The sequence below is a fragment of the Streptosporangium sandarakinum genome (genome assembly GCF_013409935.1).
GTDB classification, from domain to species: Bacteria; Actinomycetota; Actinomycetes; order Streptosporangiales; family Streptosporangiaceae; genus Streptosporangium; species Streptosporangium nondiastaticum.
In genome coordinates this window covers 927,571-952,662 of the sequence record NZ_JACCCO010000001.1, presented here as the reverse complement: position 1 = coordinate 952,662, position 25,092 = coordinate 927,571, and the positions used below count along the sequence as shown (strand labels likewise).

27 protein-coding genes are annotated in these 25,092 nt (G+C 73.9%); 20 read left to right on the top strand and 7 right to left on the bottom strand.

What is annotated here, in order from left to right:
- Position 1 precedes the first annotated feature (1 nt).
- Together HDA43_RS04125 and hisF are read left to right on the top strand one after the other, a co-directional pair.
- Entirely contained in the window at positions 2-454 is a 453-nt protein-coding gene (locus HDA43_RS04125; protein ID WP_179818374.1) for a RidA family protein, read from the top strand.
- Between the two features lies 1 nt (position 455).
- Positions 456-1,226 (top strand): imidazole glycerol phosphate synthase subunit HisF, encoded by a 771-nt coding sequence (hisF, locus tag HDA43_RS04120; RefSeq protein ID WP_179818373.1) that lies wholly within the window; start codon positions 456-458, stop codon positions 1,224-1,226.
- Between the two features lie 177 nt (positions 1,227-1,403).
- On the opposite strand, the gene HDA43_RS04115 is transcribed toward hisF, so the two are convergent.
- Entirely contained in the window at positions 1,404-1,835 is a 432-nt protein-coding gene (locus tag HDA43_RS04115; protein ID WP_179818372.1) for a DUF732 domain-containing protein, read from the bottom strand.
- 105 nt (positions 1,836-1,940) lie between these two features.
- Between HDA43_RS04115 and HDA43_RS04110 the strand changes: the two genes are divergently transcribed.
- Entirely contained in the window at positions 1,941-2,420 is a 480-nt protein-coding gene (locus tag HDA43_RS04110; protein WP_179818371.1) for a hypothetical protein, read from the top strand.
- A 253-nt stretch (positions 2,421-2,673) separates the two neighbouring features.
- Here the strand turns inward: HDA43_RS04110 and HDA43_RS04105 are convergent, their stop codons facing one another.
- From HDA43_RS04105 to HDA43_RS04090, 4 genes are all read right to left on the bottom strand, one after another.
- Positions 2,674-4,068 carry a glutamine synthetase family protein gene (locus tag HDA43_RS04105; RefSeq protein WP_179818370.1) on the bottom strand — a complete coding sequence of 465 codons (1,395 nt, stop codon included), beginning with the start codon at positions 4,066-4,068 and terminating at the stop codon, positions 2,674-2,676.
- A gap of 268 nt (positions 4,069-4,336) precedes the next feature.
- Positions 4,337-4,498, bottom strand: a complete 162-nt coding sequence (locus HDA43_RS04100; RefSeq protein ID WP_179818369.1) for a hypothetical protein — start codon at positions 4,496-4,498, stop codon at positions 4,337-4,339.
- A gap of 94 nt (positions 4,499-4,592) precedes the next feature.
- Positions 4,593-5,087 (bottom strand): ABA4-like family protein, encoded by a 495-nt coding sequence (locus tag HDA43_RS04095; protein ID WP_179818368.1) that lies wholly within the window; start codon positions 5,085-5,087, stop codon positions 4,593-4,595.
- Positions 5,084-6,025, bottom strand: a complete 942-nt coding sequence (locus tag HDA43_RS04090; RefSeq protein WP_312872977.1) for a hypothetical protein — start codon at positions 6,023-6,025, stop codon at positions 5,084-5,086. Before HDA43_RS04090 ends, HDA43_RS04095 begins: the two co-directional genes overlap by 4 nt.
- An 87-nt stretch (positions 6,026-6,112) precedes the next feature.
- Between HDA43_RS04090 and HDA43_RS04085 the strand changes: the two genes are divergently transcribed.
- Positions 6,113-6,817: a MerR family transcriptional regulator gene (locus HDA43_RS04085; RefSeq protein WP_218911590.1), complete on the top strand. Its 705-nt coding sequence runs from the start codon at positions 6,113-6,115 to the stop codon at positions 6,815-6,817.
- Positions 6,818-6,894: 77 nt separating this feature from the next.
- Here HDA43_RS04085 and HDA43_RS04080 read toward each other — a convergent pair whose 3' ends face one another.
- The gene (locus HDA43_RS04080) at positions 6,895-7,548 is read right to left on the bottom strand and encodes a TIGR03085 family metal-binding protein (RefSeq protein WP_179818366.1); all 654 of its coding nucleotides are present in this window, start codon (positions 7,546-7,548) and stop codon (positions 6,895-6,897) included.
- 181 nt (positions 7,549-7,729) lie between these two features.
- On the opposite strand from HDA43_RS04080, the gene HDA43_RS04075 reads away from it, so the two are divergent.
- The 16 genes from HDA43_RS04075 (at position 7,730) to HDA43_RS04000 (ending at position 23,441) form a co-directional block, all read left to right on the top strand.
- Positions 7,730-9,571, top strand: coding sequence for an ABC transporter ATP-binding protein (locus tag HDA43_RS04075; RefSeq protein WP_179822750.1), 1,842 nt, complete (start codon positions 7,730-7,732; stop codon positions 9,569-9,571).
- The gene (locus tag HDA43_RS04070; protein WP_179818365.1) at positions 9,568-11,340 is read left to right on the top strand and encodes an ABC transporter ATP-binding protein; all 1,773 of its coding nucleotides are present in this window, start codon (positions 9,568-9,570) and stop codon (positions 11,338-11,340) included. Before HDA43_RS04075 ends, HDA43_RS04070 begins: the two co-directional genes overlap by 4 nt.
- Positions 11,341-11,488: 148 nt before the next feature.
- On the top strand, positions 11,489-12,445 hold the full coding sequence (gene ppk2 / locus HDA43_RS04065; protein WP_179818364.1) for a polyphosphate kinase 2: 957 nt from the start codon (positions 11,489-11,491) through the stop codon (positions 12,443-12,445).
- Between the two features lie 133 nt (positions 12,446-12,578).
- A complete protein-coding gene (gene hisI / locus HDA43_RS04060; protein ID WP_179818363.1) occupies positions 12,579-12,926 on the top strand; it encodes a phosphoribosyl-AMP cyclohydrolase in 348 nt (115 codons plus the stop codon).
- The gene (locus tag HDA43_RS04055; protein WP_179818362.1) at positions 12,923-13,555 is read left to right on the top strand and encodes a Trp biosynthesis-associated membrane protein; all 633 of its coding nucleotides are present in this window, start codon (positions 12,923-12,925) and stop codon (positions 13,553-13,555) included. Before hisI ends, HDA43_RS04055 begins: the two co-directional genes overlap by 4 nt.
- Before the next feature lie 122 nt (positions 13,556-13,677).
- On the top strand, positions 13,678-14,127 hold the full coding sequence (locus tag HDA43_RS04050; RefSeq protein ID WP_179818361.1) for a DUF4190 domain-containing protein: 450 nt from the start codon (positions 13,678-13,680) through the stop codon (positions 14,125-14,127).
- Between the two features lie 125 nt (positions 14,128-14,252).
- Entirely contained in the window at positions 14,253-14,684 is a 432-nt protein-coding gene (locus HDA43_RS04045) for a DUF2752 domain-containing protein (RefSeq protein WP_179822747.1), read from the top strand.
- A gap of 167 nt (positions 14,685-14,851) precedes the next feature.
- Complete coding sequence (gene trpC / locus HDA43_RS04040) at positions 14,852-15,661, top strand: indole-3-glycerol phosphate synthase TrpC (RefSeq protein WP_179818360.1); 810 nt, start codon at positions 14,852-14,854, stop codon at positions 15,659-15,661.
- A gap of 51 nt (positions 15,662-15,712) precedes the next feature.
- The gene (trpB, locus tag HDA43_RS04035) at positions 15,713-16,903 is read left to right on the top strand and encodes a tryptophan synthase subunit beta (RefSeq protein WP_312873378.1); all 1,191 of its coding nucleotides are present in this window, start codon (positions 15,713-15,715) and stop codon (positions 16,901-16,903) included.
- Between the two features lie 71 nt (positions 16,904-16,974).
- Positions 16,975-17,772 (top strand): tryptophan synthase subunit alpha, encoded by a 798-nt coding sequence (gene trpA, locus HDA43_RS04030; RefSeq protein WP_179818359.1) that lies wholly within the window; start codon positions 16,975-16,977, stop codon positions 17,770-17,772.
- A gap of 462 nt (positions 17,773-18,234) precedes the next feature.
- Positions 18,235-18,810: a MauE/DoxX family redox-associated membrane protein gene (locus tag HDA43_RS04025; RefSeq protein WP_281395016.1), complete on the top strand. Its 576-nt coding sequence runs from the start codon at positions 18,235-18,237 to the stop codon at positions 18,808-18,810.
- Positions 18,810-19,574 (top strand): DsbA family protein, encoded by a 765-nt coding sequence (locus tag HDA43_RS04020; protein WP_179818357.1) that lies wholly within the window; start codon positions 18,810-18,812, stop codon positions 19,572-19,574. Before HDA43_RS04025 ends, HDA43_RS04020 begins: the two co-directional genes overlap by 1 nt.
- A 26-nt stretch (positions 19,575-19,600) precedes the next feature.
- A complete protein-coding gene (gene lgt / locus HDA43_RS04015; protein WP_179818356.1) occupies positions 19,601-20,728 on the top strand; it encodes a prolipoprotein diacylglyceryl transferase in 1,128 nt (375 codons plus the stop codon).
- Positions 20,725-21,441, top strand: a complete 717-nt coding sequence (locus tag HDA43_RS04010) for a VIT1/CCC1 transporter family protein (RefSeq protein ID WP_179818355.1) — start codon at positions 20,725-20,727, stop codon at positions 21,439-21,441. Before lgt ends, HDA43_RS04010 begins: the two co-directional genes overlap by 4 nt.
- Positions 21,438-22,595, top strand: coding sequence for a hypothetical protein (locus HDA43_RS04005; protein ID WP_179818354.1), 1,158 nt, complete (start codon positions 21,438-21,440; stop codon positions 22,593-22,595). Before HDA43_RS04010 ends, HDA43_RS04005 begins: the two co-directional genes overlap by 4 nt.
- 213 nt (positions 22,596-22,808) lie before the next feature.
- On the top strand, positions 22,809-23,441 hold the full coding sequence (locus tag HDA43_RS04000; RefSeq protein WP_179818353.1) for a hypothetical protein: 633 nt from the start codon (positions 22,809-22,811) through the stop codon (positions 23,439-23,441).
- Here HDA43_RS04000 and HDA43_RS03995 read toward each other — a convergent pair.
- A complete protein-coding gene (locus HDA43_RS03995; RefSeq protein WP_179818352.1) occupies positions 23,407-25,014 on the bottom strand; it encodes a bis-aminopropyl spermidine synthase family protein in 1,608 nt (535 codons plus the stop codon). The genes HDA43_RS04000 and HDA43_RS03995 overlap by 35 nt on opposite strands.
- Between the last annotated feature and the right edge of the window lie 78 nt (positions 25,015-25,092).

The following is a 25,092-nucleotide window of genomic DNA, read 5'->3' as shown; positions in this document are numbered from 1 at the left end:
GATGCGGCACATCGGGGGGCACACGACGAGCCGCCGCTCGGGCACGCGGGTGTTCAGCGGCGGCGTCTGGGAGGAACGGTACGGCTACGCCCGCGCGGTGGTGGCCGGGCCGTGGGTGATCGTCTCGGGCTGCACGGCCGCCGTCGAGGGCGAGGTGCGGCACGTCGGCGACGCCTACCGGCAGTCGCTGACCGCCTTCGGCGTCGCGCTCGACGCGATCGAGCAGGCGGGCCTGTCGCACCGCGACGTGGTGCGGGTCCGCTACTTCGTGGTCGACGACGACCACTACGACGAGGTCGGCCGGGCGCACGCCGAGCTGTTCGGCGGCGTGCGGCCCGCCTGCACCGGGGTGCGGGTGGCGGGTCTGATCGACCCGCGCATGCTGGTCGAGGTGGAGGTCGACGCCTACCGCGAGGCGCCCGTGACGAGCGCCCGCGTGATACAAGGAGATTGAGATGACCGTCGCGGTGCGAGTGATCCCCTGCCTGGACGTGGACGCCGGGCGGGTGGTCAAGGGCGTCAACTTCGAGAACCTGCGCGACGCCGGGGACCCGGTCGAGCTGGCCCGCCGCTACGACGCCGAGGGGGCCGACGAGCTGACGTTCCTCGACATCACGGCCTCCAGCTCCGACCGCTCGACGATGTACGACGTGGTGCGCCGTACGGCCGAGCAGGTGTTCATCCCGCTGACGGTCGGCGGCGGGGTGCGCTCGGTGGAGGACGTCGACCGGCTGCTGCGGGCCGGCGCGGACAAGGTGGGCCTGAACACCGCCGCCATCGCCCGGCCGGAGCTGCTGACGGAGGCGTCGCGGCGGTACGGCGCGCAGTGCGTGGTGCTGTCGGTGGACGCCCGCCGGGTGGTGGACGGGCCGCCGACGCCGTCCGGGTTCGAGGTGACCACGCACGGCGGCCGTCGCGGCACGGGCATCGACGCGGTGGAGTGGGCCCGGCGCGGTGAGGAGCTGGGGGCGGGGGAGATCCTGCTCAACTCCATGGACGGCGACGGCACCCGCGACGGCTACGACCTGGAGATGATCCGGGCGGTGCGGGCGGTCGTGTCGGTCCCGGTGATCGCCAGCGGCGGCGCGGGGAAGCTGGCGGACTTCCCGCCGGCGGTGGAGGCCGGGGCCGACGCGGTCCTGGCGGCGTCGGTGTTCCACTTCGGCCAGCTCAAGATCGGCGAGGTGAAGGACACCCTGCGCGCGGCGGGCCACCCCGTCCGCTGAGGCCGCCGGGGCCGCCCCGAGGGGCGGCCCCGGATCGCTTCTCACGCCGGAAGCGCGGGACCGTTTTCGCGGTGTCCGGCATATCGGTATTCGTGGCGCACGGAGGTATCGGCGCACGTTCCCGCTTTCCAGCGGGTCCCGCCCGTCCGGTCCGGGGGCCGGCAGGAGGGCGGGGGCTCAGCCCGGGACCAGGTTGCGGTGGCGGGGGCACAGCGCCACGATGGCCGCGCCTGTCACGAACGCCGAGGTCTCCAGCCCATAGCGGTCGGAGTTGCCGGTCGCGACGTCGGTGAGGCTCCTGCCGTCGTCGAGGGCCTTGCACATCGACCGGCCGAGCCGCAGGAGCGTGGCCGAGTCGGTCTGCTTCAGCGCGGGCCGCTGCCGCACGGTCGTCAGGAAGATCTCCTCGTTCTCCGCCTGCTGCCCGCCGCCCGAGCTGGACTCCGGCTCCGAGGTCGGCTTCGGGTCGGGCTCAGGCTCCTCGGTCGCCCGCGGCCGCCCCGTCGGCTCCTCCCGCGGCACGGTGGTCACCGCCGGTCGGGCCGCCACGGGGTCGTCGTCGCCGGTGAAGACCACCACGCCGCCGATCGCGGCCGCCAGGACCAGCACGCCGCCGGCCGCGAGCAGCGCGACCTTGCGGCCGCCGCCCTTCCTGGGAGGCTGCGCTCCGGGCTGCCAGCTCGGCGGCGCCCACGCCGCCGGGTTCGGCTGCGGGTGCTGCCAGCCCTGCGGGCCGTCCTGCCGGGGCGGGTGGATCTGCGGCTGCTGGGACTGGGACGGGTACGGGTGCCGCCCCTGCGGGCCGTACGGCGGAGCCGGCGAGCCGTACGGCTGCTGCGGGTGCTGCTGCCCAGGCCACTGACCGCCGGGCTGCCCGCCACCCTGTCCCGGCCACTGCCCGCCGGGTTGTCCACCGGCCTGTCCGCCGCCCTGTCCCGGCCACTGACCATCGGGCCGGCCATCGGCGTGTCCCGGCCATTGGCCGCCGGGCTGCTGCGCGGGCCCAAGCTGTCCAGGCTGTCCGGGCTGGCCGGGAGCGCCGGGCCACTGGCCGGGCTGCCGGTGCGGCTGCGGTCCGTCTGGTCCACCCGGCCCGCCGGGTCCGTTGGTCCACTGCCCGGGCTGCTGTCCGGGCTGCTGCGGCTGCTGTCCGGGCCACTGACCGGGCTGTGCGGGCCGGTCGGGCTGCGGTGACTGGCCGGGGTACTGCGGAGAGTGCATTCGCGCACCATACGCCCCCCTTCTGACAATCCGCTGCGAATTACGGCGCGAAACCCCGGAAAAGCGCCGCCCCGAACCACCGGGACGGTGCCGTCCGCCGCGCCGCGAGCGGGGACGGGGCGGCCACGGGAACGGGCGAACGGAAGCGGGGCGGCCACTACGGGGACGGGCGGGGGAGGGCTGGCCGCGGTCACCGCCGGTGCGTCGTGGAGAGGGGGCCGGCGGGTCAGAAGACGCGGAAGTGGTGGAAGAGTTCGTAGTCGGCGTCCTGGAGGGCGAAGGCGCGGGCCTCGGAGCGTTTGACGGCCAGGTAGGCCGTGGCGCGCAGCGGGCCGAGGGCGTTCATGAGGAGCTCGTCGGCCTCCAGCGCGTCCAGGGCCTCCGCGAGCGTCGTGGGCAGCCGGGGCACGCTCCCCTCGGGGAGGGTGGCGGGGTCGACGTCGACCGGGTCGCCGGGGTCGAGGTCGCGGCGGATGCCGTCCAGGCCGGCGTGGATGACGGCGCCCAGCGACAGGTAGGGGTTGGCAGAGGAGTCGGAGGGTTTGAACTCCAGGTTGGCCGCCGCCTCGGCGTCGCCGCCCACGGGGGAGCAGATCCGCACCGCGGCCTCCCGGTTGTCCATGCCGTAGCAGACGTGGGCGCTCGACCACATCCCGGGCGTCAGCCGCCGGAAGCCGTTGACCGAGCCGCAGGTCAGCGCGGTCAGGGCGGGCAGGTGGGCGAGGAGGCCGCCGATGAAGCGGTAGGCGAGGGGCGACAGGCCGTAGCGGTCGCCGACGTCACCGAAGGCGTTGACCCGCAGGTCCCGGTCCCACAGGGAAAGGTGCAGGTGGGCGCCGTTGCCGGCCTGGTCGGCCAGCGGCTTGGGGGCCAGGGAGGCCCACAGTCCCATGGCGGAGGCCACGCCGCGGACGGTCTCGCGGTAGATCACGTGGTTGTCGGCGGCGCGCAGCGCGGGGGCGTGGCGGATCGACAGCTCCTGCTGGCCGTGGCCCAGCTCGGGGTGGTAGTGCTCGACGTGCAGCCCCTGGCCCTGCAGGGCGCGCACCAGCCGCATCGTGTAGTCGTGGGCCTGGTTGAAGCCGGGGGTGGCGTAGCACAGGCTGTCGTCGGCGGGGACCAGCCGGTCGAGGCCGCCGGAGGGGTGCGGCACGCGGCGGCCGAGGGTGAACTCCGGCTCGTAGGCGGCGACCAGGGCGTGGCCCTCGGCGGCCAGGGCGTCGATCGCCTCTCGCAGGAAGGTGCGCGGGCAGACCTCCCAGGGGGAGCCGTCGGGGCGGCGCAGGTCCGACACCATGGCGGCGGCGCCGGGGGCGTAGGGGAGGGCGACGAAGGTGGCCGGGTCGGGGACGATGCGCACCTCGCCGACCGGGCCGAGGCGCTCGACCTTCTGGAGCTGGTCGAGCATGTTCATCGCCATCATCGCCACGGTGTGGCCGATGCCCGAGCCGAGCCGCTCGGCGAGCCGGGAGCGGGAGGCGGCCTTGCCGCGGATGACGCCTCCGTGGTCGGCGTACAGGAAGCGGACCAGTTCGATGCCCTCGGTCTCGGCGCGTTCGAGGACGCGCCGCTCGTCCGGGTCGAGCGGGTGGGCTCCGGTCACGCTGTGACGATCTGCCATGTCTCGTGCGTAACACGTCCGGTGGTGCGGCGGAAGCACATCGGGGCGGTGCCGGTGACGCCATGGGGCCGTCGTGGACTCACCGGGACTCACCGGGACTCACCGGGGTCTCCGGCGGCGTCTCCGCGTCGTCCCGGTGATCCCGGGGGCCTTGAGGGGACGCCGGAGGCGTCACGATGGCGTCACGGTGGACGCGGTGCCGGGATGCCGTGCGCTCCCGCGGGGTCGGCGGGAGCGCCAGGGGAAACGTCGGTGCGGACCCGCCGGGTCAGGTCAGCACACGTGTGAAGAACACGGCTAGTTGGTCGGCCCCCCTGATGATCCCGTCGAAGACGCCGTTCACCGCTTCGGCCGCCTGGGCCGGTTTGGTGAAGAGATAAAAGGCCACGAAGGCTATCGCCACATAGGTGAGGATCTTCTTGACCTGCATTGGGGGCCTCCTGCAGTTCCCGTCCCAGCCGTATATACCCAAATTTTAATGATCTTTGGCATCTTCGGCCCGAGTGGCTCCCGGATTTTGATCATCATACCTGTCCCGCTTCGACCGGCCATTGCGGTTTCGCGGTATCGGCATGACGCGCCTTCGCTATCGTGCGGTCGGGACGCCGCGATGTCCAACCCCTCAGGGTCAGATATACCGGTAGGGATAGGGGGGACAGCAGGATCGCGGAGATCAGGACCGGCGCCGTCACCAGCGGATGGATCCCCCTCTCCCGGCTGTCGAGATAGATCCACCGGCCCACGAGCAGGTCCCACGAGATGATCTGCGCCCACAGGGCGGCCAGCGCCTGCGGGTCGCGGGTCAGCGCGACGAGGCCGGACAGGGTGGGGCGGGTCACCACGGGCCAGAAGTCCGCCAGCAGGGGGACGAGCAGCGTCAGGCACACCGCGAGCGAGGGCAGCACGATCAGCGGCGAGCCGATGATCCGCCGGGTGCGCGACCACGCCGGCGCGACGATCATCAGGGCCCAGAAGGGAGCGGCGGCCAGGAAGCTGAGCTGGAAGAGGGTCTCGGTCACGGCTTCACCTCGGCGGGGATCGCGGCAGCGGCCCGCCGGGCGGCGGGCGCGGACAGGGACGGCAGGGCGGAGAGGGCGACGGCCGCGGTGACGGCCAGGAGCAGCCCGGCGGCGGTCAGGGTCGGGCCGTCGGGCCGCAGCAGCGGCTGACCGCGCAGCGCCTGCCAGGTCACCAGGGCGGTCAGCCCGGCGTAGCCGAGGCCGCCGGCGGCGACCAGGCGCAGCCGGGCCGTCCGGTCGGCGACGCGGCGGACGGCGAGGGCGAGCAGCGGCAGGGCCTGCAGGGCGTGCATGCCGACGAAGTGCGGGACGCGCAGGTCGCCGCCGATGGTGCTCCATCCCAGGAGGGGCAGGCCCGGCCCGCCGTCGGCGACGCCGACGCCGTGCGCGCCGACGGCGGTGACCACGGGGGCGGCGAGCTGGGCGGCGCTGGGCCGGACCATCAGGTAGCCCAGGGCCATGCCCGCGGCGGAGACGGCCAGCCCGATGCGGACCGCCCAGGCGTCCGCCGGCTCCGCCCGCCGTTCGCGCGCCACCAGGACCGCCGCCAGGACGTTGGCGACCATCAGCACGATGATGGTGGTGCCCATGGCGGAGTACAGGGCGGAGTCCAGCGGGGTGGAGACGTTGAAGTGGCTGCGCCGCCCCCGGGCCGCCTGGATGACGATGACCGCCATCTCGGCCAGCGCGGCGGCGGCCAGGACGGTGCCCAGCCACCGGCTCCAGCGGGCGGTCCGCGCCGCCGGGGGGACGAGGGAGATCAGCCATGACCAGGTGACCCCGTAGATCCCGAGTGAGAGGGCGAACTTCAGCGGCTTGGCCCAGACGGGCGTGCCGTCCAGGGTGCGGTCGTCGAGGAGGAGGCCACCGGTCGCGACGACCGCGAGGGCGGCCATGACGGCGGACATGAACAGCAGGGGGCGGTGCGGGCGCGGCACGGGGGGCGTCCTTCCAAACGGATAACGGATATATCCACTATCTATAGCTAAACTCGGAGGGAACCACAAGAGGAGGACGCTGTGCGGATGGCGGAGCTGAGTCGGACGACGGGCGTCTCCGTGCCGATGATCAAGTTCTACCTGCGGGAGGGGCTGCTCCCCAGCGGGGAGCGGACCAGTCCAAACCAGGCCAGATACGATCAGCGGCACGTGCGCCGCATCATGCTGGTGCGGGCCCTGGCCGACTACGCCGGGCTGTCCATCGCCGACATCCGCGAGCTGCTCGCCCATCTCGGCGAGCCCGGCCGCAGCCTGCACGACCAGCTCGGCGTCGCGCAGAAGGCGGTCACCCCCCGCAGGGAGCCCGGCGAGGGCGAGGAGTGGGACAGGGCCGAGCGCCGGGCCAGGGAGCTGATCGAGCGCCACGGCTGGGAGGAGGAGCCCGACAGCCCCGCGATGCAGGCGGTCACCGGCGTGCTGCTCACCGCGGCGGGGCTGGGCTACGACGGCATGCTGGACCGTCTCGACGAGTACGCCCGGGCGGCGGAGCTGATCGCGCGGGCCGACGTCGCGGCCGTGGCCGAGCGGACGGACCTGGAGGGCATGGTCGAGCTGGTCGTGGTCGGGACCTCCCTCGGCGACGCGCTGGTCGCCGCGCTGCGGCGGATCGCCCAGGCCGAGGTCTCGGCCCGCCTGTTCGGCGACGACTCTGAGGGGCCCCGCTGCCCGAAGAGCGGGGACGGCCCCCAGGGCGGTGACGCCTCAGGGCCCCGGGACGGTTCGCGGGGCTGAGACGGTTCGCGGGGCTGAGACGGCTCCGGAGGCGGGGACGGCTGAGCGGACCAGCCGATCCAGACGGTCCGGCCGGCTCAGAGCCCCAGGGAGGCGTCCCGCAGGCGCGCCACCGCCTCCGGGGACCCGGCCGGCTCGACCCTGGCGTACGGCTGGCGGCCGAAGCAGAACATCACCAGCTCGCCGGGCCGGCCCGACACCTCCACCCGCGCGCCGCCCCGGGGCCCGCCGAGCAGCACGTCGCGGGAGCCCCCGCCGGCCGGGCCGCCGGTGCGGCGCAGCACCACGCCCACCGGCGACCTGCGCAGCAGCAGGCGGCCGAGGCCGCGCAGCCGACTCCACAGCAGTTCCTCGAAGCCCGGGGACAGCTCCCGCGGCTCCCAGCCCGGCTGCGCCCGCCGTACGTCCTCGTGGTGGACGAACAGCTCCACGGTGTTGACCGCGCGGTCCAGGCCGGGGACGAGGCCGTACAGGCCCGCCGGGCCGGAGCGGACCAGCTCCACCAGGCCGGCGTAGCCGTGCCGGGCCTTGAGGGACTCCTGCACCGCGGCGGTGCGGCCGGCCAGCCGCCGGATCGCGATGCCGCCCGCGGCGTCCAGGCGGCGCTCGCGCAGCACGAGGTGGGCCGCCAGGTCGAAGGCCGTCCACCCCTCGCACAGGGTGGGGGCGTCCGGGCCGACCTGGAGGAACAGGTCGCTCAGCGCGGCGCGTTCGGCGCGGGCGTGGGTCATTCGGCGATCCTAACAACCCCCGGGCCCGGACGATTTCGCCGGTGACGGGCGCTCCCGAGGAGACCCGGGAGGGAATAAGGACATGATCTGACGTGATAGTGACTTACGTGGAAACGTACCCCCCGCTTCTTCTCTCTGAAAGGACACCTCCCGAGTGGCGAGCAAGGTGACCTCGGCGGTCATGCGTAAAGGGCTCCGCGTCCTCGGGGTGGCCATCCGGGCCGAGAAGGCGGTCTTCACGGCCGCCGTTCTGGCCAGCGCCCTGTACGGCGTGATGACGGTCGCGTCGGCGTGGGCGCTGGGCTGGGCGACCGAGCACGTGGTGCTCGCCTCGTTCCGGCAGGGAGGGGTCGGCGGCGGCGCGCTCGCCCTCGGCGCCACCCTGATCGTCGGCGTGTCGGTGCTCAAGGCGTTCGGCGTGGCCGGGCGGCGCTACTTCGCCGGCGTCATGCAGTACCGGATGCAGGCCGCCTCCCGGCGCGGCGTCACCCGCCAGTACCTGAGGCTGCCCCTGTCGTGGCACCACCGCCACCCCACCGGGCAGCTGCTGTCCAACGCGAGCTCCGACGCCGAGGCAGCCTGGGCGCCGCTGGCGCCGCTGCCGATGGCGGTCGGCGTGGTCGTCATGCTGATCACCGCGGCCGTCTCGATGGTCCTCACCGACCCGGTCCTCGCGCTCGTCGGCTTCCTGATCTTCCCCGCGATCGCCGTGCTGAACCTGGTCTACCAGCGCCGCCTCAGCCCCCTGGCCACCCGAGCCCAGCAGCTCCGCGCCGAGGTCAGCGAGATCGCGCACGAGAGCTTCGACGGCGCCCTGGTCGTCAAGACCCTCGGCCGCGAGGACGAGGAGACCGCGCGGTTCCGCGCCCGCGCCGGGGAGCTGCGCGACGCCAACGTCGCCGTCGGCCGGGTCCGCGGCCTGTTCGACCCGCTGCTGGAGGCGCTGCCCACCCTCGGCGTGCTCGCCGTGCTGCTGATCGGCTCGATGCGCCTGGAGAGCGGCGCGGTCACCCCGGGGACCCTCGTCGAGGTGGCCTACCTGTTCACCCTGCTGTCCTGGCCGATCCGGGCGCTGGGCTGGGTGCTGGCCGAGCTGCCCCGCGCGGTCGTCGGCTACGAGCGGGTCCAGGCCGTGCTGTCCGCGACGGGCTCCATGGCCCACGGCCATGCCGAGCTGCGCGGCGAGGCGCCGGCCAGGCTGGAGATCCGCGGCCTCCGCTACTCCTACGGCGACGCCGAGGTGCTGCACGGGGTGGACCTCACCGTCGAGCCCGGCCGTACCGTGGCGCTGGTCGGGCCCACCGGCTCGGGCAAGTCCACGCTCGCGCAGACCTTCGTCCGCCTGGTGGACCCGGCGGAGGGCGCCGTCCTGATCGACGGGACGGACCTGCGCGAGGCCGCCCGCGGCGAGGTCAGCGCCGCGGTCGCGCTGGTGCCGCAGCAGACGTTCCTGTTCGACGACACCGTGCGCGGCAACGTCACCCTCGGCCTGCCGGTCACCGACGAGGAGGTCCGGGAGGCGCTGCGCCTGGCCCAGGCCGACGGCTTCGTCGGCGCGCTGTCCGACGGGCTCGACACCAGGCTCGGTGAGCGCGGCGCGTCCCTGTCCGGCGGCCAGCGCCAGCGCCTGGCCCTGGCCCGCGCGCTGGTCCGCCATCCCCGGCTGCTCGTCCTGGACGACGCCACCTCCAGCGTCGACCCGCAGGTGGAGGCCAAGATCCTGTACGGCCTGCGCGACGCGGCCCGCGCCTCGACCGTGGTCGTCGTCGCCTACCGGATGGCCACCATCGCCCTGGCGGACGAGGTGGTCTACCTGGAACACGGCCGCGTCGTCGACCGGGGCCCGCACGAGGAGCTGATCGGCCGCTGCGAGGGCTACCGGAACCTCGTCACCGCCTACGAGCGCGAGGAGGCCGAGCGCGAGGCGCTGGACGAGGCGGGGACGGGGACCGGGGCCGGGCTCACCGGGGCCGCGACCGGGACCGTCACGGAGGACACGGAAGAAGAAGAGGTCAGAGCGTGAGTTCGCTTCAGGGGACCGAGCGCTCGGCGCTGGCCACCGTACGCCACGGGCTGTCGCTCACGCCCGAGTTCCGCAAGGGCCTGGCCGGGACGCTCGCCCTGGCCGTGGTCGCGACGGTCGGCAAGGTGATCGTGCCGATCGCCGTCCAGCAGACCATCGACCGGGGGCTCAAGGGATCGGTCCCGGACGTGCCCTACATCCGCTCCGCCGTGCTGCTGTGCGCGGCGGCCGTGGTGCTCACCGCGCTGTGCGCGTACCTGATGAACGTCCGCCTCTACCGGGCCACCGAGGCGTCCCTGGCCACGCTGCGGGTGCGCGGCTTCCGCCACGTGCACGACCTGTCGGTGCTCACCCAGAACACCGAGCGCCGCGGCGCCCTGGTCTCCCGCGTCACCGGCGACGTGGACCAGATCAGCACGTTCATGCAGTGGGGCGGCCTGATGATCATCATCTCGATGGGGCAGCTCCTGGTCGCGACCGTCCTGATGGCGGTCTACTCCTGGCAGCTCACCCTGCTGGTGTGGGCCTGCTTCCTGCCCCTGATGATCGTGCTGCCGCGCTTCCAGCGATGGCTGTCGACCGCCTACACGCTGGTCCGCGAGCGGGCCGGCGACATGCTGGCCGCGGTCAGCGAGTCGGTCGTGGGCGCCGCGGTGATCCGCGCCCACGCCTCCGAGGCCCGTACCGCCGAGCGGCTGGACGCCGCGATCGACGCCAGCAGGGCCGCGCAGACCCGCGCGCAGCGGATCGTCGCCACGGTGTTCCCGGTGACGGAGATCGTCGCGGCGGCGACGGTCGCCGGCGTGGTGCTGCTCGGGGTGCGGCTGGGCGTCTCCGGCGAGATGACCGCCGGCAGCCTGGTCGCCTTCCTGTTCCTGATCACCCTGTTCGTCTCTCCCCTGCAGACCGCCACCGAGGTGCTCAGCGACGCCCAGAACGCCGTGGCCGGCTGGCGGCGGGTCCTGGGCGTGCTGGACACCCCGCCCGACGTGGCCGACCCGGGCCCGGACGGGGTCGAGCTGCCGCGCGGCCCCATCTCCGTCGCCTTCGAGGACGTCTCCTTCGCCTACCCCGGCGGCCCCCCGGTGCTGAGCGACGTGTCCGTCGAGATCCCGCCGCGCTCGCGGATCGCGGTGGTGGGGGAGACCGGCTCGGGCAAGACCACCTTCGCCAAGCTGCTGACCCGCCTGATGGACCCGGTCTCCGGCCGGGTCACCGTGGACGGCGAGGACCTGCGCCGGATCCGCTTCGCCTCGCTGCGCGAGCGGATCGTCATGGTGCCGCAGGACGGCTTCCTGTTCGACGGCACCCTCGCCGACAACGTCCGCTTCGGCCGTCCGTCGGCGACCGACGAGGAGATCACGCTGGCCCTGACCGAGCTGGGACTCGCCGACTGGCTGGAGGGGCTGCCCGCCGGGCTGTCCACCCCCGTCGGCCAGCGGGGCGAGTCGCTGTCGTCGGGCGAGCGGCAGCTCGTCGCCCTCGCCCGCGCCTACCTCGCCGACCCCGACCTGCTCCTGCTCGACGAGGCCACCTCCGCGGTGGACCCCGCCACGGAGGTACGGCTGGCCCGCGCGCTGGAGGGCGTCACGCGGGGCCGTACGGCCGTCTCCATCGCCCACCGGCTGTCCACCGCGGAGGCGGCCGACGAGGTGCTGGTCTTCGACCGGGGCCGGATCGTGCAGCGCGGCCCGCACGCCGAGCTGGTCCGCCAGGGCGGCGTCTACGCCGACCTGTACGCCTCCTGGGTCGCGGCGGCCCGCTCCTGAGGACCGTTCCGGGGGCCGCCGGGGGCCGCGGCCCCCGGCGGCGTCCCGCGGTGCCGCCGTCCAGGTGGTGGCACCGAGGATTAGCGTGCGAGCGGTGAGGTAGTGCCTGTGGTGTGAACCCGACATCCGCGCCACGGGGAGAACACCGATGACGGACCTGACCGACGAGGACGCGCAGGGGCAGCGGCCACCGGTGCTCGACGTGCGCTCCGCGGCGGCCCGCAGCGAGCTGCTCGACGAGATGTCCGACCTGAGGGTCCTGGACGACGATGACGACGACCCCGTGCTGGTCAGGGAGGACGGCAGCCCGGTCGACACCTGGCGGGAGAAGTACCCCTACGGCGAGCGGATGGGCCGGGCGGAGTACGACCGGCTCAAGCGGCTCCTCCAGATCGAACTGCTGAAGCTGCAGTACTGGATCAAGGACACCGGCGGGCGGCTGGTGATCCTTTTCGAGGGGCGCGACGCGGCCGGCAAGGGCGGCACCATCAAGCGGTTCATGGAGCACCTCAACCCGCGCGGCGCCACCGTCGTCGCCCTGGAGAAGCCCAACGAGCGCGAGAGCACCCAGTGGTACTTCCAGCGCTACATCTCCCACCTGCCGGCCGCCGGCGAGATGGTCTTCTTCGACCGTTCCTGGTACAACCGCGCCGGGGTGGAACGGGTGATGGGCTTCGTCTCGCCCGACGACTACCTGGAGTTCCTGGAGCAGACCCCCGAGTTCGAGCGCATGCTCGTCCGCGACGGCATCCACCTGGTGAAGTTCTGGTTCTCGGTGTCCCGCTCCGAGCAGCGCACCCGCTTCGTGATCCGCCAGGTGGACCCGGTCCGGCAGTGGAAGCTGTCGCCCATGGACCTGGCCTCCCTCGACAAGTGGGAGGAGTACACCCAGGCCAAGGAGGACATGTTCCTGCACACCGACACGGAGGCGGCGCCGTGGACGGTGATCAAGAGCAACGACAAGAAGCGCGCCCGCATCGAGGCGATGCGCCACGTGCTCAACCTGTTCGACTACACGGACAAGGACGGGGAGGTCGTGGGCGTGCCCGACCCCAGGATCGTCGTCCAGGCTGCCGACCTGCTCGACGACGACCGCGCCCGCTGAGGTACGGCGGGGTGTCCCGCGCGCGGTGACCGTACGGCGGGATCTCTCGTGGCGGGCCGCCCGGTGTGGGAACCGGGCGGCCGGTGCGGGGACCGGGCGGCGGCCCGGCCCCCGGCTGCGGCAGAATTGCGGCATGTCCCTTGACCCCGCCATCGCGGCCCGGCTGAAGCGCACCGGCGACGGGCTGGTGCCTGCCGTCGTCCAGCAGTACGACACCGGCGAGGTGCTGATGCTCGCCTGGATGGACGACGAGGCGCTGCACCGCACCCTCACCACGGGTCGCGCCACCTACTGGTCGCGCAGCCGCGGCGCCTACTGGGTGAAGGGCGAGACCTCCGGCCACGTCCAGCACGTCAGGTCCGCCGCCCTCGACTGCGACGGCGACACCATCCTGCTCAAGGTCGACCAGGTGGGCGCGGCCTGCCACACCGGCGACCGCACCTGCTTCGACGCCGACCGGCTCGAGGTGACGTCCGGGTGACGGCCGCGCGGGCGTTGTGGACCTGGGTGGCGGTGTGCGCGGCGGGGGCCGGGCTGGTGCTGCTCGCCTCCGGTCGCGACTGGTTCACCGTGACGTACGGCGCCCGCGCGGTGCCGGTCGCCGCGGCGGGCGTGGCCCCCGCGCTGGGACCGGCGGCCTGGGCGTCGCTCGCCGCGGTCGTCGCGGTGCTCGCGACCAGGGGGGTGTGGCGCAGGATCGTCGGCGGCGTGATGGCGGTGTGCGGGGCCGGGGCGGTGGCGGCGGCCTGGGCCGGCTCCCGCCCGGCCGCGGCGGTCGCGGTCGCCGCCGAGCAGGCCACCGGAGCGGCCGGCCAGACCGGCGGGCTGGTCGCCGCGGTCCCGGCCTGGCCGGTGGTGGCCGGCGTGGGGGGCCTGGTCCTGCTGGCCGGGGGAGTGGTGGCCGCCGTCAAGGGAGGCGCCTGGCCCGGCATGTCCGACCGCTACGAACGCTCCGGCGGGGCGGGCCGCGCCGCCGCCCGGGGCACCGGCGAGCGGGCGCTGTGGGACGCGATCGACCGGGGCGCCGACCCGACGGTCGACCCCGAGACGCCGGACGACCCCGAGGCGCCGGGCAGGCCGGACGGCCCGGGTACGCCGCGTCCGTCCTGAACACCGCGCATCCCGGGCTCGCCGCGAGGTCACGACCTGTGCACGGAAAAGGGCGTGGACCGATGGGACCGCCCTTTCTTCACTAGGATTTCGCCCCGCGGTGTCGACAAAGGGGGTATTTCATGAATTACGGGAACCAGTCCGGCGGTTATGGACCTCCATCCGGCGGTTACGGCTCCTCCGGCGGTTACGGCCCGGCGGACGGTTACGGCGGAGGGGGCGGGTACGGCTCGGGGAACGGATACGGCGCGCCGGGCGGGTACGGGCCGTCCGGCGGCTACGACCCCTACGGGTACGGCCCGCCGCCGCCCCGCGGCAACAACGGCATGGCCATCGCCGCGCTGATCCTGGGCATCTCGGGTCTGTTCCTGTGCGGGACCACCTCGATCGTGGGCGTGGTGCTCGGCCACGTCTCGCTGAGCCAGATCAAGCGCAGCGGCGAGGAGGGGCGGGGCATGGCGATCGCCGGGCTGGTCCTGTCCTACTTCGGCATCGCCTCCTGGGTGGTCCTGCTGCTGATGTGGTTCGCCGCCTTCGGGCTCTTCGCGGGCGCGGTCTACACGGGGCTCTGACCGGCGCGCGCCCGCCCCGCCGCCGGGTCGGCGGAGGGGCGCCGTCCGGGGGTTGAGTATCGTGGCCGGTGAAGGTCGTCCCGGTGGTGAGGACGCGCGGGCAGGGCGGAGGTGCGGGCGAGGCGATGGCGACGGACGGGGGCGTGGTCCCGCGGAGGCCGCGGGCGAGGTCCCTGGCGGTCCCGCTGGCCGCCGCCGCGGCGGTGGCCCTGGCGGCCGCCTACGTCGGGGCCGTCGACCCCGGTGAGCCCGGTCACTACCCGCCGTGCCCGTTCCTGGCCCTCACCGGCCTGTACTGCCCGGGCTGCGGGGGGCTGCGGGCGGTGCACGCGCTCGTCCACGGCGACCCGGCCGCGGCGCTGGGGTTCAACCCGCTCGTCGTGGCGCTGGTCCCGGTGGCGGCGCTGGTGTGGGGCCGGTGGGTCCTGCTTTCCTGGCGGGGCCGGCCGTTCACCATGAAATCCGTACAAGCTAACTATGTATGGTCATTTCTAGCTTTAATGATCCTTTTTTGGATATTGCGGAATGTACCTTTTGGGGAATTCCTAGCCCCATAGTCGGCTACGGTGTCCCCCGTGGCAGGTGGACCCGGCAAGCCCGATACCATCGGCTGGACAAGGGCAATCGATTCGGGAGGGGCCTTACTCGTGAGCGAGTGGAGCGAGCGGACCGCGGTCACGGCAGGGTTCGCTGACCTGACCTCCGAGTTTCGCGAGGAGGTCAGGTGAGCGTGCTGGACGAAATCCTCGACGGGGTGCGCGCCGACCTCGCCGAGCGGCAGCGATCGGTGTCGCTGGAGGAGCTCAAGGAGCGCGCCCGTCGGGCCGCCCCGCCCCGTGACGCCTACGCGGCGCTCGGCGGGGACCAGGTGGCCGTCATCGCCGAGGTCAAGCGGTCGAGCCCGTCCAAGGGCGCGCTGGCCGCGATCGCCGACCCCGCCGCGCTCGCCGGGGACTACGAGGCGGGCGGCGCCCACGTGATCAGTGTCCTGACCGAGCGGCGCCGGTTCGGCGGCAGCCTCGACGACCTGGCGGCCGTCCGCGCCGTCGTCGACATCCCGGTGCTGCGCAAGGACTTCGTCGTCACCTCCTACCAGCTGTGGGAGGCCCGGGCCTACGGCGCCGACCTGGCGCTGCTGATCGTGGCCGCCCTGGAGCAGAACGCGCTGGTCTCCCTCATCGAGCGGGCCGAGTCGATCGGGCTGGCCCCGCTGGTCGAGGTGCACACCGAGGAGGAGCTCGACCGGGCGGTCGAGGCCGGGGCGAAGATCATCGGCGTCAACGCGCGCAACCTCAAGACCCTCGAAGTGGACCGCGACGTCTTCGCCAAGCTGGCCGCCAAGATCCCCGAGGGCGTCATCAAGGTCGCCGAGTCGGGGGTGCGCGGCCCCCACGACCTGCTCGCCTACGCCCGGGCCGGCGCCGACGCCGTCCTGGTGGGCGAGAGCCTGGTCACCGGCAAGGACCCGCGGGCCGCGGTGGTCGACCTCGTCACCGCCGGAGCCCACCCCGCATCCCGACCCGAGGGGCAGTGAGCAGTGACAGAGGGAACCATCCTGACCCCCGCCGACCTCGCCGGTAACGGCGTGTACGGCGACGACCCCGACGTCCGGGGCAAGTTCGGAGTCTTCGGCGGACGCTACGTGCCGGAGGCCCTGATCCCGGCACTCGACGAGGTCGCCGCCGAGTACGAGAAGGCCAAGAACGACCTCGCCTTCATCCGCGAGTTCGACCACCTGCTGCGCACCTACGCCGGGCGGCCGACCACGCTCACCGAGGTGCCGCGGTTCGCCGAGCAGGCCGGCGGGGCCCGCATCATCCTCAAGCGCGAGGACCTGACCCACACCGGCGCACACAAGATCAACAACGTGCTCGGCCAGGCCCTGCTCACCAGGCGCCTCGGCAAGACCCGGGTGATCGCCGAGACCGGCGCGGGCCAGCACGGCGTCGCCACCGCGACCGCCGCCGCCCTGCTCGGCCTGGAGTGCGTGATCTACATGGGGGCCGTCGACTGCGAGCGCCAGGCGCTCAACGTCGCCCGCATGAAGCTGCTCGGCGCCACCGTCGTGCCGGTCGCCAACGGCAGCCAGACCCTCAAGGACGCCATCAACGAGGCGTTCCGCGACTGGGTGGCCAACGTCGACCACACCCACTACCTGTTCGGCACCATCGCCGGCCCCCACCCGTTCCCGGAGATCGTCCGCGACTTCGCCCGTGTCATCGGCGTCGAGGCCCGCCGCCAGATGCTGGAGCTCACCGGCCGCCTGCCGGACGCCGTGGCCGCCGCGGTCGGCGGCGGATCCAACGCGATCGGCATCTTCCACGCCTTCATCGGCGACCAGAACGTCCAGCTGCACGGCTACGAGGCCGGCGGCCGGGGCGCCGGGAGCGGCGAGCACGCCCTCACCCTCACCCAGGGCTCCGTCGGCGTCCTGCACGGCGCGCGCACCTACGTGCTGCAGGACGACGAGGGCCAGACGATCGAGTCCCACTCGATCTCCGCCGGCCTCGACTACCCCGGCGTCGGCCCCGAGCACGCCTGGCTCAAGGACACCGGCCGCGCCACCTACCACGGCGTCACCGACGCCGAGGCGATGGAGGCGTTCGCGCTGCTCGCCCGCACCGAGGGAATCATCCCGGCGATCGAGTCCTCCCACGCCCTGGCCGGGGCCCTCAAGCTCGGCCGCGAGCTGGGCCCCGAGGCGATCATCCTGGTCAACCTCTCCGGCCGCGGTGACAAGGACATGGGCACCGCCATGAAGTACTTCAACCTCTGACGACCGGCCCGCCCCCGCCCCGGCACGGGGCGGGGGAGGAACGGGCCCGAACCGCGCGACTGGAACCAGCGATGACGACTCTTCAGACGGTGTTCGCCAAGGCGAAGGCGGACGACCGCGCGGCCCTGATCGGATACCTCCCGGCCGGCTTCCCGACCGTGGAGGGCGCCGTCGCGGCCGCCTCCGCCATGGTGGAGGCCGGCTGCGACGTGATCGAGATCGGCCTGCCGTACTCCGACCCGCTCATGGACGGCCCGACGATCCAGGCGGCCGTCCACCGGGCGCTGACCAACGGCACCCGTATCGCCGACGTGATGCGCACCGTCGAGGGCGTCGCCGCGACGGGCGCCGCCACCCTGGTCATGACGTACTGGAACCCGATCGACCGCTACGGCGCCGAGCGGTTCGCCCGTGACCTGGCGAGCGCCGGGGGGACGGGCACCATCACGCCCGACCTGACGCCCGAGGAGTCCGGCGTCTGGCGCGAGGCCAGCGCCGCCGCCGGGATCGACACGGTCTTCCTCGTCGCGCCCAGCTCCACCGAGGAGCGCATCAAGGCCGTCGTCGACTGCTGCACCGGCTTCGTCTACGCCGCCTCCCTGATGGGTGTCACCGGTGCCCGCGACCAGGTCGGCTCCGCCGCCCGCGGCCTGGTCGAGCGGACCCGCCCGCACACCGGCCTGCCGGTCTGCGTCGGCCTGGGCGTCGGCACCGGCGACCAGGCCGCCGAGGTGGCCGGGTACGCCGACGGCGTCATCGTCGGCTCGGCCTTCATCCGCCGCCTGCTGGACGCCTCCGACGAGGCCGCCGGCCTGGCGTCGGTCCGCGAGCTCGCCGCCGAACTGGCCGAGGGCGTCCGCCGCCGCTGACGGCGCACCGCCGGCCACACGCGGCCGGCACCGTACACCCGCGGGCGTACGGTGCCGGCCGCGTGACGTTTCATGAGCCGCCCGCCGTGCGCCGCCGGCCGTACGGCGTCGGCCGCGCGACACCCCGCACACCGGCCGCGCGTCGGCCGCGCGCCGTCATGGCCCGCGGTCCGCGGCGGTGACACGCCGGGCCCCGGCGGACCCCGAGTGGGCGGGGGCCGCCCCGATGCGCGGGCCGGCGTCCAGAGCCGCAAAGAATCGTCTCCGATCGGCATATCCGCAGCTCAGAGCCCTATCTCGGATAAAATTCCCAGGTCGCCCCGTTCGGCCGCGTCCGGAGCCGGGTGGCCCGCGGCCGTCCGCCGCAGGCTTATCCGACGCTTACCGGGCCCGTGATGAGATCTCCGCGAGATGGCGGGGGTTTCCGCGACGAGCGCAGGCGGGGGCCTGGAATAGGAGACGATGATGCTCGTGACTTCCGAGAAGCCCACCAGCGTGGGAACACGGCGCGCGATTTCGGCGCTACCCTGGGTGACGACCGTTTCGCGGTTGGTGCTCGCGGGTGTGCTGATCGCCGCAGGTTGGCAGAAGATCGGCACTCCCGTGCTCTCCGTCCAGGCGGTCGAGGCATACGAACTGCTTCCTGAATCGTTGGCCAAGGTGGTCGGCTACGGCCTTCCCATCCTGGAGATCGTCGTAGGGGTGTTGCTGGTCGTCGGGCTGCTCACGCGCGTCGCGGGCATGATCTCCATGCTGCTGATGCTCGCGTTCGTCATCGGCATCGCCTCGGCGTGGGCGCGCGGGCTGCGCATCGACTGCGGCTGCTTCGGCGGCGGCGGTCAGCTCAAGGCCGGGGCCGAGCCCGACTACCTCCTCACGATCCTGCGCGACACCGGTCTCTTCGCGCTCGGCGTGGTCGTCGCCTGGTTCCCGCCGGGCCGGCTCGCGCTCGACTCCGCGCTGGGACTGACCCCCGGGCGGGAGGTGTACGACGCCGAGGGCGACGAGGAGGAGCCCCACGTGAAGGAGAACCGCTGATGGGCAAGGCCGCGCGTGACCAGTCGGTCCGCGACCGGATCAAGGCGCAGCGCGAGGAGGAGAGGCGCAGGGAGCGGCTCCGCCGCATCGTGACCATCGCCGCCGCCGCCGTCGTCACCTTCGGCGCCATCGGCGCCGGCTGGTGGTTCGCCGCCCAGGGCAGCAAGCCCGAGGAGTCCAGCGGGGCGCTCGCCCCGATCAGCGTCGCCGCCGACGGCTCGGTGGTGATGGCCAAGCCGGGCGTGAACAAGCCGGTGCTCGAGGTCTACGAGGACTTCCAGTGCCCGGCCTGCAGGGCCCTGGAGGAGACCAGCGGCTCCACGATCAAGAACCTCGCGGCCGAGGGCAAGGCGAAGGTGGTCTACCACCCGATCACGATCTTCCCCGAGGACATGAACAAGGGCGTCACCCGGGGCAACTCGCTGCGCGCCGGCGCCGCCGCGCGCTGCATCCCCGGCGGCGCCCCGTGGTCCAGGTTCCACGACCAGCTGTTCAGGAAGCAGCCGGCCGAGAACACCCCGGGCTTCTCGCTGGAGGACCTGGTCGCCTGGGGCAGGGACGCCGGCGTCACCGACCCCGGCTTCGAGCGGTGCGTGACCGGCCAGGAGAAGGCGCAGGCCCACCTCGCCGCCAGCGCCAGGATCCTCGACCAGGCGAAGCTGAAGGGAACCCCGACGCTCAAGCTCGACGGTAAGGAGGTCGACAACGAGGTGGCGTTCCGCCCGGCGGAACTGCGTCAGGAGGTCGTTGATGCGGCCAAGTAGCCCGCGACACGGTAACGTCACCTGACATGCCCCTCGCCTCGATTCCCAGCCCTTCCCAAGGGGTCTGGCATCTCTTCGGCGTCGTCCCCGTCAGGGCCTACGCGCTGTGCATCGTGCTCGGTGTCATCGTCGCCGTCATCATCGGCGAACGCCGCTGGCGGGCCCGCGGCGGGGCCCCGGGCACGATCGTCGACCTCGCCGTCTGGGCCGTGCCGTTCGGCCTGGTGGGCGGACGTCTCTACCACGTCATCACCGACTGGCAGCTCTACTTCGGGCCGGACGCCCCCAACAGGCCCATCGACGCGCTGTTCATCTGGAACGGCGGGCTGGGCATCTGGGGCGCCATCGCGCTCGGCGCGCTCGGCGTGTGGTTCGGCTGCCGCAGGCGGGGCATCTCCCTGTCCGCGGTGGCCGACACCGTCGCCCCCGGCATCGCGGTGGCCCAGGGCATCGGCCGCTGGGGCAACTACTTCAACCAGGAGCTGTTCGGCGGGCCGACCGATCTGCCGTGGGGGCTGGAGATCGACCCCGACCGGCCGGGCACGATCCCCGGGGTCTCCACCTACCACCCCACGTTCCTGTACGAGTCGCTGTGGGACCTGGCGCTGGCCCTCCTCCTGGTCTGGGCGGGCCGCAGGTTCGCGCTGCGCCACGCCAGGGTGTTCGCCCTGTACGTCGCGGGCTACACCGCGGGCCGGTTCTGGATCGAGGGCATGCGCATCGACGAGGCCCACCACATCCTGGGCCTGCGGCTCAACCAGTGGACCTCGGTCGTGCTGTTCCTCGCGGCGCTGGCCTACTTCTGGTACGCCCGCGGCAGGACCGGCGAGGAGCGGATCCTCGCCGCCGGTCCCGGCGGCGAGCCGCCCGCCGACCCCGCCCACCCGACCGGCCAGGCCGACGGGCACGAGACCGCCGCGGCGGACGAGCCGGGCGCGGAAGGCGAGACCGGTACGGCGAACGGGACCGATCAGGCAGACGAACCGGGTAAGACCGGCGAACCGGGCATAGCGTCGGCCGGGCTAGCCTTGGACACCGGAGGGGGCGCCGATCCGGCGCACCCGGCGGACCAGGCCGACGGGCCGGAAGAGCCCGCCGACTCCCGGAAGGGGGTCGCGGAGGCTGCGTCCGACGGTCGGAAAGAGAAACGATGAGCGGAGGGTCCGGCACGCGTGCCGAGATCCATCACGAGCACCGTGACGTCAACGGCGGCTGGCTGCGGCCCTCGGTGTTCGGCGCGATGGACGGTCTCGTCTCCAATTTCGCCCTGATCGCCGGCGTGGCCGGCGGCACCTCCAGCACCAAGGTCGTCGTGCTGGCCGGGGTGGCCGGGCTGGCGGCGGGCGCGTTCTCGATGGCCGGCGGCGAGTACGTCTCGGTGGCCAGCCAGCGCGAGCTCGCCATCGCCGAGATCGACATCGAGCGGCGCGAGCTGGAGCGCAACCCGCAGGCCGAGCAGGACGAGCTGGCCAGGCTCTACGAGTCGCGCGGCGTCGAACCCGCGCTGGCCGCCGAGGTGGCCCGGCAGATCTCCCTCAATCCGGAGAAGGCGCTGGAGGTGCACGCCAGCGCCGAGCTGGGAGTCACCCCCGACGACCTCCCCTCGCCGAAGATCGCAGCGATCTCCTCCTTCCTGTCCTTCAGCCTGGGCGCGCTGCTGCCGCTCCTTCCGTACCTGCTGGGCGTCACCAGCCTGGTCTGGCCGGCGGTGCTGTCCTGCCTGTCCCTGTTCGGCGCGGGCGCCCTGGTCTCCCGGGTCACCGCGCGCAGCTGGTGGTACAGCGGCCTGCGTCAGCTCCTGGTCGGCGCGGTCGCCGCGGCGCTGACGTTCGGCCTGGGCAGCCTCCTGGGAGGAGCCGGCCTGTGACGACTCCCCCCGGGCGCAAGCGCCGTCGCGGCGCCTCCAGACCGGCCGCCCCCGAGGCTCCGGGCGTCCCCTTCCCGCCCGGCTCCGCCGCCCCGGACACCCCCTTCCTGGACGGTCCCTTCCCGCCCGGCCCCGCCGCGGACGACCCCTTCTTCCGGGAGGCGTACGCCGGGGGCGCCCCCGCCTTCCCGGGCACGCCCGCCCGGGACGCCTCCGCCGTCCCGCCCGCGGCGGACCCGAGGGGGGCCGCGGAGTTCGCGGAGGAGACCGCGAGGAGCGCGGGGTCTACGGCCGGCCGGGGGTCCAGGGCCCGCGGCAGGTCCCGCCCGGAGAGGTCCCGTTCCGAGAAGCCCCGCCCGGAGAAGCCCCGCTCCGAGAGATCCCGGCCCGAGAACCGCTTCGACAGCGGCTCCCGGCTGGAGGAGTGGGGCCTGACCCCGTTCCAGCGGCGGGCCGTCGTCGCGGCCGCGGTGCTGGCCGGGGTGGTGGGCACCATCGTCGCCGTGGTCCTCGTCGTCGGCTCGCTGGGCCAGGACGTCGTTCCCGAGCGGGCCACCACCGCCGCGCTGGTCACCCGGCCCAGGCCCGACGTCTACAAGGGCTGGGCGTCACCGAAGCTGTTCACGCCGATCGCGCAGAGCAAGGCCGACCCCAAGCCGCTGACGGTCAAGGACGTCTTCGCGGCCAGGACCGTCAAGGAGGGTAAGGTCACCCTGCGGCTGGCCGCCACCGACCTGGGCGCCGGCTGCTCGGGGGCGGCCTGGGGGCAGCTCGCCGACCGGCTCGCCCAGAGCGGGTGCACGCAGGTCGCCCGGGGTCTCTACACCAGTGCCGACGGCCGCTACGTCGCGATGTACGCCCTGTTCAACCTCCGCGACGCCGCCTCCGCCGACGGGCTCGTCCAGGGGATGACCACGGCGTACCGGGGCGGTTGGGTCAAGGCGCCGCAGTCGGGCAAGGCGGTCTTCCCGTCCGGGGGATACACCGAGGGCAGCGGCTACGCCATGGGCCACTACGCCGGCCTGGCCTGGGTCGGCCGCGCCGACGGCGCCGAGCCCGGCCCCAGGGACGACTTCGTCACGCTGACCCTGGCGGTCCGCGGCGCGGAGAAGGCCGTGTTCCGCCGCGTTGTCGCGGCCGACCCGGCCTCCTGACCTCCCGGGCCCCCATCTCCGTACGGCCCGACGCCCCCGCCCGGGACATCCCCGGTCCGGGACACCCCGCCCGGGACGTCTCCGCCCGAGACGTTCCGGGCGGGACGTCCCCGGTCCGGCGGCCCCGGCCGGGGCGCGTCCGCGCACGTCCCGGCGGCCCGGATCGGCGCTCCGGCCCCGGGCGTCCCCCGCGTCCCAGTAGGCTGGTGCGTCATGCGCAAGTGGATCGCCGCGGCCGTCGCCGTTCCGGTCGTCGCCGCGGGGGCGGCGGCCTTCCTGTGGCTGCGAGGCGGAGACCTCCCTCGGCCGGCGACCCTGCGCAGCGAGACGACCAGCGCCATCTACGCGCCGATCGCCACCCGCGCCGCCGACCCCGCCCCGCTGACCGTCGGCGAGGTCTTCCCCACCGGGTCGGTGGCCGCGGGCGGGGCCACCCTCGCCCGCCAGGGCACCGAGACGCTCACCGACTGCGCCGCGGCGGTGTGGGGGGACGCCGAGGAGGCGGTCGCCGGGTGCGGCCAGGCGCTGCGCGCCCGCTACGCCACCGCCGACGGCCGGGTCTTCGGGCAGTTCGTCATCTTCAACCTGGCCGACGCGGCCGCCGCCGACCGGCTGGTGCGGGCGTTCTCCGGTCCCCGGGACGGCGGCGGTTTCGTGCGCCTCGCTCCCGGAGCCCCGGCCGGCTTCGGCGCCGCGCGGAGCTGGGCGCAGGTGCGGGCCCTGGGGCACTACGTCACCGTGAGCTGGGTCGGCCCGGTGGGCGGCGGGGGCCGGGTGGACCTGACCTACCCGCAGGTGGCGCTCGACAGCCTCAGCCTGGCCGTCCAGCGTCGCCTGACACGCTGACGCCCGCGCCGGCCTCCTCCGCCGCCCGCACCGACGCCCGCACCGCGGCCGGCAGTTCGGCGAGGCGGCCGGCGGGCAGCTCAAGGACGGTCACCTCGCCCGCCCACGGCGCGGCGGCCTCCACCAGGGCCCTGGCCTGCCTCTTGGTCAGGCCGTCCCGGATCCGGATGAGGCCCTCGCGCCAGGTGTTGGCGAGCTTGCCGTGGGCGTTGTCCAGGATGTGCCGCAGGACGCGCCCCTCGTCCGTCTCCGGGGCCGCCAGCCGTACGGCGCGCACGACGGGGCCCTCGGCGGACAGTTCGTACAGGGACGTCAGCGGCGCGCCGGGCAGGCCGCCGGGCGGCTCGGCGAGCGTGACCCGCACCTCGCGGGCGCGGGTGGCCAGCAGCAGCCGGGGGAGCGCCGCCTCCATCCCGGCGGGTACGGCGATCGCCACGCGGCGCGGGTCGCCGGCGTGCGGCTTGGCCAGCCAGGTGGCCAGCCGCGTGCGCTGCACCCGGGGGAGGACGTCCTTGGGCCACTCGCCGACCAGCACCTCGGGCGCCTCCCCGGGGTCCGGCGCGGCGGTCCGCGCGGCCGGACCGGCCGGTTTCGCCGACTCGACCGACTGGGGACCGTGGGTGTAGATCGCGGCGCTGAGACCGTCGACGCGGGCCGCCACGGCGGGCCAGGTCTTGGTGGTGGGCCGCAGGACGTACAGGTCGGCGGCCGAGCCGATGGCCTCGGCGCCGAAGTAGCGGTTGAAGTCCGGGTAGATCGCTTCGCTGACGAGGTTGAGCTGGGACAGGGCGTGCTGGACCTTCCAAGCCAGGGCTGGGGTGCGCTCGCTCGCGCCGTACGCCAGCAGGACGCGGCCCTGCTCGCGGTCGCGCAGTCCCTGCACGGCGCGCGCGGTGAACAGGCCGATCCCCTCAGGGGTGTAGGGCGGGTCGGTGATCGCCAGGTCGGCCCAGGCGTGCGCCGAGGCGGGCAGGCCCAGGCGCAGGTCGGCCCAGCGGGTCCGGACGGACAGGCCGAGCCGTTCGGCGTGGCCGGAGATGTGGTCCAGGATGCGCTCGTCGATGTCCACGACGGTGATCTCGACGCCCGGGTGCAGCAGCGCGGTCGCCAGCGAGGTCAGGTCGTGGTCGCCCACGCACAGCAGCCGCGCGCCGTCCAGCCAGAACCTGGCGTTCATCAGCAGCGCCCGCCGGACCACGGTGTCGGCGGTCGCGGCGACGTGGTCGAGCGCCTGGCGGCCGCGCGGCGCCCGGGCGATCAGCTCCTCCATCGTCGCGACCAGGTCGGCGTGGCCGGGCAGCAGGTGGGCCACCGGGTCGGCCGGCGCGGCCTCCCTGGTGACGCCGGCGATCCCGGCGATCCCGGACGGCGGGCGCGTCAGCCGGAACCGGTCGCCGGAGCGCTCCAGTTCGACCTCGCGCAGCAGCGCCTCGACGGTCCGCCGGGACGTCGCCGTCTCACGGACCAGGTCGGCCAGCGTCCACCAGCGGCCCCCGGCCAGCGCCGCGAGCACCGCCCGCGGCCGCCTGCCGTCCACGCCGGCCCGTGCGATGAGGTCTTCGATCCCTTCCATGGCTCAACCCTAGAGGCGTACGGCGGGGCGTCCCGCGCCGCCGTACGCGGCACGGGACCGTAATCCGCGCGCCATCCG